The organism is Rhodopirellula sp. JB055 (assembly GCF_043100905.1).
Lineage (GTDB): Bacteria > Planctomycetota > Planctomycetia > Pirellulales > Pirellulaceae > Rhodopirellula.
On the sequence record NZ_JBICHO010000470.1, the window covers coordinates 1 to 14634 of the forward strand.

The 14634-nt window shown below is 56.4% G+C and carries 4 protein-coding genes and 1 pseudogene; 1 reads left to right on the forward strand and 4 read right to left on the reverse strand.

The genetic code is table 11. The annotated features are described in order from the left end of the window. Nucleotides 1–1097: 1097 nt before the first annotated feature. From topA to ACF8AM_RS18590, 4 genes and pseudogenes are all read right to left on the reverse strand, one after another. Nucleotides 1098–3683: pseudogene (gene topA, locus ACF8AM_RS18575) on the reverse strand (type I DNA topoisomerase); the annotation flags it as partial. 93 nt (nucleotides 3684–3776) lie between these two features. After that, complete coding sequence (uvrA, locus tag ACF8AM_RS18580; protein ID WP_392557083.1) at nucleotides 3777–10430, reverse strand: excinuclease ABC subunit UvrA; 6654 nt, start codon at nucleotides 10428–10430, stop codon at nucleotides 3777–3779. Nucleotides 10431–10483: 53 nt separating this feature from the next. Next, nucleotides 10484–11575: a protein arginine kinase gene (locus tag ACF8AM_RS18585; protein ID WP_392557084.1), complete on the reverse strand. Its 1092-nt coding sequence runs from the start codon at nucleotides 11573–11575 to the stop codon at nucleotides 10484–10486. Beyond that, nucleotides 11572–12093 (reverse strand): UvrB/UvrC motif-containing protein, encoded by a 522-nt coding sequence (locus ACF8AM_RS18590; protein WP_392557085.1) that lies wholly within the window; start codon nucleotides 12091–12093, stop codon nucleotides 11572–11574. Before ACF8AM_RS18590 ends, ACF8AM_RS18585 begins: the two co-directional genes overlap by 4 nt. Before the next feature lie 240 nt (nucleotides 12094–12333). Between ACF8AM_RS18590 and trpE the strand changes: the two genes are divergently transcribed. After that, complete coding sequence (gene trpE, locus ACF8AM_RS18595; protein WP_392557086.1) at nucleotides 12334–13869, forward strand: anthranilate synthase component I; 1536 nt, start codon at nucleotides 12334–12336, stop codon at nucleotides 13867–13869. Nucleotides 13870–14634 lie beyond the last annotated feature (765 nt).

A 14634-nucleotide genomic window follows, 5' to 3' on the forward strand; every position in this document is an offset into this window, starting at 1 on the left:
TATTTAAAGGCAGCTTCCTCCAGAAACTTTTTAAGTTTATTGCCACTTCCGGATTCAAGACTTTCAAAGAGTTGATAAAGCTTTAGCGGGTCGGCCGGTAAGTCTATCTTGTCGCCTGACGTGTGGCGTCCATGTTTCACACTTCGTTGAGGAGCATTTGTGACCGATCATTGCAACCGGTGCCGCCCGTCTCTCACGTGTGTGAAACGGGCGAATTGTTGGAAAAGCAGATCACAACAGATCATTCCATTGGCATTGATCGGCCATTCACTTCAGCGACTTTAGGGCGTGCAACGATTTTTCTGAAAAATCGTCTTCCGACGCGTGTACGTTTCGCACCGCTTGGGGGGCCGAGAGCAGACACCCTCTGCACAGAAGCCCAGCCCAATTCATCTGTGCAAATTGAAAAGCCGCTGTTGCTTTCTTATCGGCCAGAATCCACGCCGGATTCGATCCCAATTTGATGACAACCTTACGATCTTTCTCGTTGGATGGCCGACCGCCAAATTCAATCCCGAACGAGTGGGTTGATGCTGGCCGTTGGTCAACAAAAACCGGCCGCGAAATCACAACCCGAAACGTGACGGGCAGATGAAGCAATCGCGCTGGCGATGGATCGGGTGCCATCGCAACGAGCCTGCGAGTCCTTCGCTCACGCGTTTTGAAGTTGCGTTTTTCTCAAAACCCGAAGCGTCAGCTTTCTCATAACCCGCGGCGTTAGCGAGGGAAAAACGATGTTGACTTCGCCTCGCTGACGCGTCGGTTCATGAAAAAACCAATGCCTCACTCAAAAGCGCAACTTCAAAACTCACGCGTCGGGTTGGGAACTCGAGTCAATCAACAAGCCGGTGAGCGTGGGACCACACAGCCTCTCCGGCGAAGCCCCCATCACCGACGAAGGCCCTCGTCCGAGAAGAGGGCGTCTGCTTCGTGAGTGCATCTCAAGAGGACTTCTTGATGATGCCTTTCTTCTTCGTAGCGGCTTTGGCAGTTTTCTTTTTGGCGGCCTTCTTCTTGGCAGTTTTCTTTTTCGCTGCTTTCTTCGCCGTCTTTTTCTTCGCAGCCTTCTTCTTCTTTTTCTTTTTCTTGGTTGGTCCCTTGGCAGCGCGCTCCGCCAACAAATCCAACACGGCCTCGTAGGTCATCTCTTTCGGATCGGTCCCGCGAGGAATCGAAGCATTGGTTTCGCCATCAGTCGCATAAGGACCAAAGCGGCCTTCCAAGATTTTGATCTCGTTCTCGGTGACCGGACTTGGCTGCTCGAACTTCTTGATCGGCTCCTTGGGTGCCGCACGCCCCCGAGTCTTCGGCTGCTTGAGCAATTCAATCGCTTCCTCAAACGTCACATCCAAGGGTGACTTATCAGCAGGCAACGAACGAGTCTCCTTGCCGCACTTCACATACGGTCCATAGCGTCCGTCGTGAGCCATGATGGGCTCTTTCATCTCCGGGTGTTCACCGAGATCACGCGGCAACGAAAGCAGCTTGCACGCCATCTCCAGATCGACATCTTCGACGGCGATGGTTTTCAGGATCGACGCGTTCTTCTTTTCTTCATCGTCCTTCTCGCCCATTTGGACATACGGCCCGAAACGACCGGCCTTGATGTAGATCGGCTTGCCCGTTTCCGGGTGAACTCCCAAAGGTTCATCTTCCCGTGCAGCATCCTCAAACAACTCCATCGCACGAGCGAGCGTCATTTCATCGGGCGCCATCCCATCCAGGATTGGAGCCTTGCGTTCTCCTTGCTCCAAGAACGGGCCGTACTTCCCAACCCGCACAAAGACTTCTTCTCGATTCTCGCCTTCGGTCGGGACCCCCAGCGAGAACTTGGCGGTCACGCGAGGATCGATCTCTTCGATCTTGCTTTCCAAACGAGGCTTCAACCCGATCGCGGCTTTCTCTTCGACGGAAGGCTCGGCCTCATCGCCAAAGTAGAATCGTTTCAGATATTGCAGTGACTCCGCTTCTTGGCGGCTGATCGTGTCCAGAAAATCTTCCATCTGAGCAGTGAAGTCGTAATCGACCAGTGGCTCAAAGTGGGTTTCCATCAGCCGGATGACACTGAACGCAGTCCAACTGGGCACCAACGCGTTGCCCTTTTTGTACACGTAGTCACGACGCTGGATTGTGTCGATAATCGACGCATAAGTACTGGGCCGGCCGATGCCCTTTTCTTCCAACGTACGAGTCAGGGACGCTTCGCTAAAACGAGACGGCGGCTGTGTTGTGTGACTCTTGGGGTCCAATGACGCGACGGACAAACCATCGTTTTCATCGACGGATGGCAACAGACGTTCTTTGTCGGCGAGTTCAGCTTCGGGATCATCACTGCCTTCGACATAGGCTCGCAAAAAACCTTCGAACAGAATGCTCGTGCCGCTGGCGGTGAACGTGGTGCCTCCGCCTTCAATCGTGACGCTGATGCGTTGCTTTTTCGCGTCAGCCATCTGGCAGGCAACGGTGCGTTTCCAAATCAACTCGAACAGTCGGAACTGATCTCGATCCAATTCGTTCTGCACCGCACTGGGAACGCGGAACGGAGTACCGGCAGGACGAATCGCTTCGTGAGCCTCTTGGGCATTTTTGACTTTGCCTTTGTAGACTCGCTCCGTGTCGTGCAAGAATTTCTCACCGTACTCACTGCGTACCAAATCCCGCGCCGCATTGACGGCTTCTTTCGACAACGTGGTCGAGTCAGTACGCATGTAAGTGATGTAACCGTTTTCATACAGACGCTGGGCCGCTTGCATGCAGCGACGTGCGGTGAAGCCAAGCTTCCGGTTGGCTTCTTGTTGCAACGTGCTGGTTGTGAAGGGTGCCTTGGGTCGTTCGGTGAACGGTTTGACTTCGACCTTGGCAACTCGAAAGCTCTCCTTCTCCAGTTTCTGCTTCAGTTCATTGGCCTGTTGCTCGTCCATTTGCAACAGTTGTGGGTTGAGCAACTGCCCGTTGGTCGAATCAAAATCTTTCCCGGTGGGGATCTTGCGGCCGTCGACGGTCGCCAACATCGCGGGCAACGAGTCGCCGTTTTCGGTCGTGAAAATGGCTTCCAAATCCCAGTAGGTCGCATCGTGAAAGGCAATTCGTTCCCGCTCACGCTGCACGATCAACCGGACCGCGACGCTCTGAACACGGCCGGCTGACAAACCGCGTCCCACTTTTTTCCAAAGCAATTGCGAGACGTCGTAACCGTACAACCGGTCCAAAATCCGGCGAGTTTCCTGGGCTCGGACCAAACCATCGTCGATTTCGCGAGGGTCTTCCAACGCGTGCTGAATCGCTTCTTTCGTGATTTCGTGAAAAACCAACCGGTGGACGGGCACCTTGGGCTTGAGCAACTCGTAGAGGTGCCAGCTAATCGCTTCTCCCTCGCGGTCTTCGTCCGTCGCGAGATACAGGCTGTCTGCATCCTTGAGCGCGGCCTTCAATTTGTCGACTTGCTTCTTCTTGTCCGCCGGGACGATGTAAACCGGCTCAAAGTCCTTTTCGACGTTCACCCCAAGATAAGCCCAAGGTTCTTTCTTGTACTTTTTGGGGATGTCCTTGGCTCCGCCTGGCAAATCGCGAACGTGCCCGACGCTGGCTTCGACCTGGTAACCACTTCCCAAAAACTTCGAGATCGTCCGGGCTTTCGCGGGCGATTCGACGATCACCAAACTTTTGCTGGTCGATTTGGCCATGAGCAAGAACGAACCGATTCAAGGTGGAAAGATGGGGGTTTCAGATGTGCGTGACTCGGGTTTGTCGCTCAAACCCGTCGCTTCGTCAACACGTCAAGTGGAGGACCGAGTCCGATCCAAGTGCGTTTTCAAGAACGTTTTCAGCTTGCGACTGCGTGCATGATCCACGTCAGTCAAATGAAATGTCAGGGTCACACGCTCGGCATCACTGAGATCCAAAGTGCCGGTGTCAGAACGGGACTGAAGCACATCCAAAGCCAACAATTGTTCCAAATCAATCGCTGACTGGGGCCCGCGCAGTTTCAACCGAACACAGTCGCTCACCTTGGTTTCAAGCTCCGCCCAATGAGGCAACGGGGCGTCCTCCTCGCCCGATTCTAACCGAACCGAGACACGGTCCGGGGCAGGGTACTCGACCGCACCTTCCCCTGCGACATTCGACAACAGATCCAGCATTCTTTCCACCAATTCCAACGGCCACTGAGGCGGCGTGTTCTCTGGGAACCCCTTCGGCAACGTGTGCCAACGACGTCCCAATACTCGCCAGGGCTGCATCGTTGCCGAAGCCTCATCGCCATTGGAATCGGTCTCTGACGGCACGTCCGCCACCGGAACCTGCGCCGAGGAATCGACCCGAAAAACCGGATCAGGTTTCATGACGGCCGATGGCGCCGAAACATTCGCTGCACGCCGCTCCGCCACATGACCATTGACGGTCGGCTGCCAATCCAAGACCTCTCGCGGCTCAGCGGTACGAGTTCCCAGGAGTGCATCGGCCAAAAACGGCGCGGTCGAAGACACCCATTCATCCGCTTCGCGATTGGCCGGATCCGCCTTTGCCGCCAAGCCTTCTGGCGTTCCCGTGAACACGACTTGGCCGCCGTGCACGCCGGCGCCTGGCCCAATGTCAATCAGCCAATCGCAACACTTGATCACGTCCAAGTTGTGCTCAATCACGATCACCGAGTTGCCCAGATCGACCAAACGCTGCATCACGACAAGCAACTTTTCGATGTCACCAAAGTGCAAACCGGTCGTCGGTTCATCCAACAAGTAAATCGTGTGCCCGGTTGCTGGACGAGCCAACTCTGCCGCCAACTTCACGCGTTGAGCTTCGCCTCCCGATAACGTCGGCGCGGACTGGCCAAGTGTGACGTAATCCAACCCAACATCACAGAGCGTTTGAATGACGCGAGCGATCCGAGGATGCGAAGCAAACAACTCGACCGCTTCCCCACACGGCATTTCCAGCACGTCTGCAATCGACTGACCGTGCAGCTTGACCTCCAGCACATCCTCGTTGTATCGCCGAGCGCCGCAATCATCGCAGGGCACCCAAACGTCAGGCAAAAAGTGCATTTCAATCTTACGCTGACCGCTGCCCTCGCAAGACTCACAACGACCGCCCGACACATTGAAACTGAACGTCCGGGGCGTGAATCGACGCTCGCGTGCTGCAGGCAATTCCGCATACACGGCCCGAATCAAATCAAACACCCCGGTGTAAGTCGCCGGGTTGCTGCTCGGTGAATTCCCCAGCGGCGACTGGTCGACTCGAATGACTTTGTTGACATAACGCAGCCCATCGATGCCATCATGCTGCCCCGGTTTCACCTTGGCCCGATGCAGTCGTCTTGCCAAAACCGGGTAGACGATGTCGTTGATTAACGAACTCTTGCCGCTGCCGCTGGGCCCCGTGATCGCAGTCAACACACCCAGCGGAATGTCGACGTCCACGTCTTGCAGATTGTTCTCACGAGCACCTTTGACGGACAAGAACTCCACCATCGGCTTGCCCGAATCGGACATCACCGGACGACGAACCGCGGGCAACTCAATCTGTTTTTCACCGAGCAAGTACGGTGCGGTGACAGACTCACCGGCAGGCTGAACCGAATCGGGTTTGCCCTGGGCAACGACGCGACCGCCATGCCGACCGGCGCGTGGTCCAAAGTCGCACAGGTAGTCGCTTCCTGAAATCACATCGTGATCGTGCTCCACCACCAACAGTGTGTTGCCTTGATCACGCAATCGATGCAGCGCCGCGAGCAATCGCCGGTTGTCACGCGGGTGCAAACCAATCGTCGGCTCGTCGAGCACATACAACACTCCGCACAATCCGCTGCCGAGTTGCGACGCCAAACGAATTCGCTGAGCCTCTCCGCCAGAAAGAGTGGGCGCACCACGGTGCAGAGTCAGGTAATCCAGCCCCACGTCACGCAAAAACCGAACACGTGATTGAACTTCGCGAATCAACTCACCGGCAATCTTCCATTCGCGACGATCCAGCTCCCACGAATCGATTTCTTGCGACAGTCGATCCAGCGGCATATGCACCAAGTCGCCGATGGTGAAATCTCGAAACCGAACCGCGGCGGAATCGTCACGCAAACGTGAACCATCGCAGACCGAGCAATCGATTTCAGCGACAAAGGCTTCCAACCGCATTCGCAATCCAGGCGTCAAACGCGAGGCTTCCTCCAGCGCCGGGTAAAACCCTTTGAACTGGAACCGGAACAACACGTTGCCTTCGCCAAAGTGATCGCGAACCTCTTCGGCTCGCTCGTTCTTCGCCGACGATTTTTCATCGGTTGTGTCGCCTTGCCGAACTTCGACCCAACGCGGCCCCAGACCATGAAACAGAATTCGTCGCTGCGATACCGTCAACGATTCAATCGGTTGGTGAATTGGAATGCCGGTCGTTCGCGAAAGGGCTCGCAACATCCAACGACTGACCGCATGATCGACGGATGGCCACAGCAATGCCGCACCATCAGCCAAGGTTGTTTGAGGCGTTCCCATCAACGCGGCGGGATTGGTCCCGGTCTGAGTTCCCAAACCTTCGCAACCCGGACACCAACCGATGCCAGAGTTGAACGAAAAGTGGTGCGGGGTCAGCTGAGAGAATGAACGCCCACAGGATTCACAGACCAAGTGCTGGCTGTGCCGAAGCACGTGCCAATCACGTTCGGGTTGTTCCGAATCCGCGATCGCCACATCGATCACGCCGACACCCAGCGACAACGCTTGCTCCACGCTGTCACTGATTCGAGACTGCTCTTCGGGAGAGATCTTGATTCGGTCGACGACGACTTGCACCAAGTGCACCCGTCGAGGATCCAGTGCTTTCGCATCGTCCAATTCCACCGTCTCGCCATCGATGCGAACACGGGAATACCCCATCGCTCGGTAGCTTTGCCAAGTCGCCAGCGATGCTTCACCGGACTGAACCTCGATCGGTGCCAACAACAGAGCTCGCGTGCCCTTTGGCAATCCCATCACCTTGTCGATGATCTGATCAGGGGTTTGCGTTCCCACCGGGACCGCACAATCGGGGCAGTGCATCGTGCCGAGTTTGCTGTACAAAATCCGCAAGTAGTCATAGACCTCGGTGACCGTACCGACGGTGCTACGAGGCGAATGCCCGAGGTTCTTTTGCTCGAGCGCCACCGCAGGCGACAGCCCTTCAATGCGTTCCGCTTTGGGTTTTTGAACCTGTCCGATGAACTGCCGAGCGTAACTGGACAATGATTCGACGTATCGTCGCTGGCCTTCCGCGTAGATTGTGTCCATTGCCAGCGAACTTTTGCCGCTTCCGCTGGGCCCACAGAACACTGTCATCGCGTCGCGAGGAACTTCGAGGTCGACCGATTTCAGGTTGTGCTCGCACGCACCTTCGACCACCACGTGCGTTCGCGACTTCGCCGGAGGTGCAACGATGTCCCGGATCGCCTGACCGCGTTTTTTCGCTTTCCGTCGCTTGATCCGCAATACTTCCGCCAGCGCCGCACCGGTGTAGCTGTCGTCGACTTTCGCGACCTCTGCTGGCCGACCTTCGCCAACCACTCGGCCGCCTCCGGCACCACCTTCGACTCCGATATCGATCACCCAGTCCGCGGTTTTAATCACATCCAAGTTGTGTTCGACGATCACAATGGTGTTGCCACGATCCGCCAAACGGTTGATCACGCCCAACAGCAAATCGATGTCGGCAAAATGCAACCCGGTCGTCGGTTCGTCCAACACATACAGCGTGCGCCCCGTGTCCCTGCGACTCAATTCCCGTGAGAGCTTGATGCGTTGGGCTTCACCACCGGACAGGGTTGGCGATGGCTGGCCGAGCTTCAAATATTCCAGCCCCACGTCGACCAATGTCTGCAACTTTTCAGCAATCTTCGGGATGTTTTGGAACAGATCCAAAGCCTCCGAGATATCCATGTTGAGAACATCGGCGATCGATTTGCCTTTGAACTGCACCGACAACGTTTCGCGGTTGTACCGCTGGCCCTGGCAAACCGGACAAGTCACCCAGATATCGGCCAAGAAATCCATTTCCAACTTGGTCGCACCGTTGCCGTCACACCCTGCACAGCGACCGCCGTCCACGTTGAAACTGAATCGACCGACCGAGTAACCACGTGCCTTCGCTTCAGGCAACTTCGCAAACAGATTGCGAATCTCATCAAAGACTTTCACGTACGTCGCGGGATTGCTGCGAGGCGTTCGCCCGATTGGGGACTGATCAATCGCGATCGTTTTATCGAGATGCTCCAGACCTTCGATGGAATCATGATCCCCCACCTCCGCTTCCGCACCATTGAGCGCGTTGAGTAGAGCAGGCTCGACAATCCCGCCAATCAACGAACTCTTGCCGCTGCCAGAAACCCCGGTCACACAAGTCACCACGCCTAGTGGAATGGAGACGTCGATGTTCTTCAGGTTGTGAAAACGTGCCCCACGAATCGCCAATTGCTTGGCGGGATCCACCGCCCGCGGCTTTTCACGGGGCGTGATCGCGCGTTCTCCCGATAAGAACGCTCCAGTGACACTTCCGTTCGATCGACGCAGGTCCTCGATCGAACCGGCCGCCACAATGTGACCGCCTTTGACACCGGGCCCAGGCCCGAAGTCCACAATCGTATCCGCCGCGCGCATCGTGTCTTCATCGTGTTCGACCACGATCAACGTGTTGCCCGCGTCTCGCAACCGCGTCAACGTCGTGATCAACCGATCGTTGTCACGCGGGTGCAGACCGATCGACGGTTCGTCCAAGATATACAGCACCCCCGACAACCCCGAACCGATTTGACCGGCAAGTCGAATCCGTTGGGACTCGCCGCCAGACAACGTCGGCGCGGTCCGGCCAAGCGTCAGATACTCCAAACCAACGCCTAGCAGAAACCCGATCCGTCCGCGAATTTCTTTGAGGGCTTCCCCGGCAATTTGAGCGTCGGTTTTCGAAAGCGGGATCTCGCTGAAGAACTCCATCAACGAATCAATGGAAAGCTCACACAACTCGGGAAGCGATTGACTGCTCGAGCCGGCAAAGTCTTTTGAGCCCGTTGAGATGCGAACCGCGCAAGCCTGGTCGTTCAACCGTTTTCCATGGCAATCCGGGCAATCCATCGTGTTCATGTACTTCTCGAACTGACGCAACTGCATCTTGTTGCGGCTGGTTCGATAGCGCTCAAGCAACTCAGGAATGAAACCTTCAAAGCTGCCAACATACTTCTTGGCTTTGCGTCCACCTCGCCAAGTGAACTGCATCGAGTCGTCGGCTCCCCACAACCAAACGTGGCGAGCTAGCTCAGGAAACTCGTCCCAGCGAGTCTCCAACTTCGTGCCGGGTTCGAGCTCCAACTCCGCGTCCATCGCTTCGGCAACGCCGCGATAAATGTGGCGTCGATACCGTCCCAGATCGCCCCACTTGCCGAGCAATGCAATCGCGCCTTTGCGAATCGACAGCGACTCGTCGGGGATCAACAACTCCGGCACAAATGTGTACAGCCGACCGATCCCATCGCACGACGCACACATCCCTTGCGGGCTGTTGAAGCTGAACAATTGCGGAGTCGGTGGCCGAAAACTTCGGCCACAATTCCCGCACGAATACTTTGATGAAAACAGTTGGTCATGACGCGTTGGCGGGACGTCCTCGCCATTGGGCGGGCCCACCGAAGCGATCAACGAGGACTCGCCAAGCTTCAATGCCAACTCAACCGCTTCGACCACTCGCGGGCGTTCCAATTGGCCTGCGACGATGCGGTCGATCACGACTTCCACATCATGCCGCCGGGTTCGATCCAGCGATGGCGGGTCGCTCAATCGAAACGTTTCGCCATCAACGCGTGCGCGGTTGAAACCCTGTTTGCGAAGGTCCTCAAACAAATCGCGGAATTCGCCTTTTTGGCCACGAACCAACGGCGCCATCACCCACAGGGTTCCGTCTTCGATCGCAGCTTCCGTTTCAGAATCCGCATCCGCTTCAGAATCCTCCGACGATCGGTCGTCCTGCCACCCATCGGCTGCCAGTTGAAGCAGGCGACTGACAATCACATCGGTCGTCTGCGCCGCGATTTCGACATCACACGTTGGGCAGTATCCCGTGCCAACACGCGCGTACAGCACTCGCAGGAAATCGTAGATTTCCGTGATCGTGCCGACGGTACTGCGAGGGTTGTTGCCCGTCGACTTTTGACTGATTGAGATCGAGGGGCTCAGCCCAGTCACCAAATCAACGTCGGGCTTGGGCATCTGCCCCATGAATTGCCGAGCCGAATTGCTCAGGCTTTCGACGTACCGACGCTGACCTTCGGCATACAGCGTGTCGAACGCGAGCGAGCTTTTCCCACTTCCCGAGACACCCGAGAAACAGATCAGCTCACCTCGCGTGAGCGTCAAATCGACGTCGCGCAAGTTGTGTTCGCGAGCGCCTTTGACGGTGATTTCCCGTTGCAACTTGTCCACTCATTGGGTCGGCGTTTGATACATCCATTCAGTCAGACGCATCTTCGAGAAAGTCAGTTCAGTTCGTCACTGCGACCGGCTGGCCCGCACAAATGGCGTTGCAAATAGCTGGCTCGCTGGACGTTCCGATCGCTGGTCGTCAACACACGGCCGTGCAGCTTTTGCAAGTGAGCCGGCTGGGTGTGGATGAACAGTTTATTGATCGTTGCCAATTGCACGTCGTCGATCAGCCCCAGGTTCACGCCCATGCGAACCTTGGACAAGTAGTGCATTGTTTCTTCGCTGCTGATCTTTCGGGCGGTGCTGAGAATCCCCAGTGCCCGACTGACGTCGTCATGCAGGTCTTGCTGGCCCTTCTCAATTAAAAATTCGCGTGCCTTGCGTTCGTAATCGATGATCCGTGGCACGACCTCTTGGCCAACCATTTCCAACAATTCTTTTTCGGTGTGTCCAAGCGTGACTTGATTGCTGACTTGATAGAAATCGCCGGTGTACTGCGACCCTTCGCCGTACAAACCACGCACCGTCACGTTGATCCGTTGCATGCTGCGGAACACCTTTTCGATCTGCTGCGTGATCACCAAACCCGGCAAATGCAGCATCACGCTGACCCGCAGACCGGTGCCCACGTTGGTCGGGCACGCCGTCAGGTAGCCGAATTTATTGTGGAACGCGTACAGCACTTCGCCTTCGATCGCGTCATCGATGCGGTCGATTTGTTCCCAAGCGCTCAGCAGATCCAAACCGCTGTGCATCACCTGAATGCGCAAGTGGTCCTCTTCGTTGATCATCACCGAGTATTGCTCGCTGGGATCGATCGCGACGGCACGACTGCCTTCGGAATCCGCGATTTCTCGGCTGATGAGCTGGCGCTCGACCAAGAACTGTCGATCCACTTCGCTCAACGTCGCGATGTCGACATACGGAATTTCATCCCATTCGGGCAAATTCTCCAGCCGCGAGCGAACCTGGCGTTCGATTTTTTCGCGGTCTTCGGGACTGCATTTTCGAATGAAGGGGAATCCCGCCAAATTACGGGCCAAACGAATTCGGCTGCTGATCACGATGTCGGATTCCGGGCCTGTGCCACGCAACCATTCACCACTCTTTTGGACCAACACCGACAGGTCGGTGGCTTCTTTCATGTCGCGTTCCCTCGCCGTTTTGGCTCGCCTTGGATCGCGTTGATTTGATCTCGCAATTCCGACGCGCGCTCGTATTCTTCCCGTTCGACCGCGGCTTCCATTTCTTTTCGCAAACGAATCAAATCTGCCTGCGAATCCGCTGTGGCGGCCGCTCGAGTGGGGCGTTTTCCGGTGTGTTCCAATGAGTCGTGAATGTTTAGCAACAGCGGTTTCAAGTCGGCCTCAAAGAAGTCGTAATCCAGGGGGCACCCCAACCGTCCTGAATTGCGAAATTCGAAGAAGGTGATCCCACAAACGGGACACTCTTTTTGGTCCAACTTCCGCAATTCTTCTTTGGTTTGGCCCAATTGCAATTGTTTGGCGAGTGCACCGGCGACGCTGGAAACCGGCGTCGGCTCGCCCTTTTGCAACACATTGCGAGCGTGATGCTCGCACAAATGCAGCACTTTCGGCCCGTCGGGCTCGGTCAATTCGGTGATGTGAAAAGTCGCCGGTTTATCGCAGTACTGGCATTTCATGAGAGTCTCGCAGGATGGCTCGCTAATTTCGTGACACTGGTTCCGTGGCACGATGCGGAATTCGCGATGCGAAGCGAACTTCGCGGCACGATTGCTGTCATGGTCGGCATCACGGCTCCGTGATGACCGCCCGAAGAGGCGGACTCGTTCACGCCTTGGAATTCTATCGCTGGCCAACCCGGTTTCCAAGCCCGCCGTCGCACTTCACACTATCGGAACGCCCCAACGCGCCGAAACTTCATGACTGGAAACCTCATGCACCAACCGCCGCTTTCGTCGTTCGAATCGCTGGCCCGTCGGTTCGACTTCGTCCCCGTCTACCGACGCCTGCTGTCTGATACGCTGACCCCTGTCACCGCGTTCATGCACCTGGACGATGGCGGCCCCGCTTTTCTGATCGAAAGCGTGATCGGCGGCGAAAAAGTCGGGCGATTCAGTTTTTTGGGTTCACGCCCCCTGGCTCGATTCACGGCTAAAGGCAACACCGTCCGGCGAACCAACCTGTCCACCGGCGAAGTCGTCGAATCCCAGTGTGACGATCCCCTGGATGCTTTTCGCCAAAGTTTCCAGGACCGAACCGCGACCCTGGACGGGCTGCCTCCGTTCATCGGGGGAGCCATCGGGTACGCGGGCTACGATGTTGTCCGTTATGTCGAGGACTTGCCGGACACCACCCAAGATGACCGGGACCTTCCCGACCTGAACTTCGCCTTTTATCACACGCTGTGCGTGTTCGACCACGTCGACAAAACCATCACAGTGGTCTCCTTGGCCGATTGCCGCGGCATCGATGAGGAAACGGATTCTGCCGCCATTTCCGACGCTCGCCAATCCGCTGCCGAAGAAGTCGACCAAACGATCAAACGTCTGATGACCAGCCCACCGGATCTTCGCGTGGACGAAATCATCGAAGAAGACCAACGGCAACCGCTGCCAGTCGAGTCCAACTTCACCCGCGAGTCCTTCTGCGACGCAGTTCGCCACTGTGTCGAATACATTCGCGCGGGCGATATCTTCCAGGTTGTCCCCAGCCAGCGACTGACGGTCAAAAGCGACGTCGATCCCTTCGCGGTCTACCGTTCGCTGCGTGTCGTCAATCCGTCGCCGTTCATGTTCTTTGTCCGCAACCCAGAATGCGTCCTGGTCGGCTGCTCGCCGGAGATCATGTGCCGGGTCAAAGACCGCGAGGTCACAGTGCGACCACTGGCCGGAACGCGGCCCCGTGGTGCGACAGAAAAAGAAGACAGGGCTCTTGAAAAAGACTTGCTAGCCGATCCCAAGGAACGTGCAGAACACGTGATGCTGGTCGACCTCGGTCGCAACGACATCGGCCGGATCGCCGAATTCGGTACCGTGGACTTGACCGAGATCATGGTCATCGAGCGATACAGCCACGTGATGCACATCAGCAGCGAAGTGCGAGGCAAACTGCGGGAAGGCCTCGATGCCTTTGATGCCCTCAAATCATGCTTGCCCGCGGGAACCGTTTCGGGCGCCCCCAAAGTCCGAGCGATGCAGGTCATCGATGAGATCGAACCGCATCGCCGCGGCCCCTACGGTGGCGCGGTGGGCTACATCGACTACCGAGGCAACATGGACACCTGCTTGGCCCTTCGCACAATCGTTCACCAAAATGGGGCGTATCACGTGCAAGCCGGTTGCGGAGTCGTCGCCGACAGCAACCCCGACTCGGAATACGAAGAAACCCTCAACAAGGCCCGCGCCCTGATCGCCGCCATCGAGTGGACCATCGCCCGAGAATCCCGCAACGCCTGAACCAAAGTCGCCCTCTGGCTCCGTTCGAAGGACAATTGCGAAGAAACCGCAGCCCAAAAGGCACACCAGCAAAGAATGCCGCGAAGCCCTTGTCTTCAACCAAAATCTCCATGCACACACACTCGGCCGCAATGGAATCACTTGAGATAATTTGGCGAAATTACCTCACTGTCAGTGAACGAGTTGACCTTGACGTGTTCTCTCCTGAACAACTCGAGCATTACGCACAATCGCCTATCAGGCAATTTCGAATAGCTGCGTTTCATTCTCGCCAGGGTGCCTTCATCGCCATGTGGAATCTTTGGGAGTAATACTCCCAGTCTCTATGTGGCGAACTCCCGAACAAAGAACGGTAACTCAAGAGCGAATCCACCGTTAACTGGATTGGTCGCTCACTGGCCTCTAACAACAAGCCCTTCTCTGAACTGAATTGGTTTGTGCAGGCAAACTCGCTCCGCAACTTAATCGCTCACAACGGCGCCCGCATCGATTCCGGCCGAACCAAAAGTAGACCAGATCGACCAGCGGGATCTCCGGCATCAGCACTGACCGAAGCCCTGAGCAAGTCAATCGTGTCATGAGATTATCACTCACTTCCGTTGCTCGCTCCACGAAAGCCACATCCCAAAGGGATGAAAGAAAGTAGCCGGGGGCTTGAGCGATAGCGAACACCCCGGAATTTCAAACGCCCTGTGACATTCAGATAGCGGGATCGAGCCGTGCGGTTTTGTTCCGCCTGTTGGGGTTTGGAGCACGGGTGGCAGG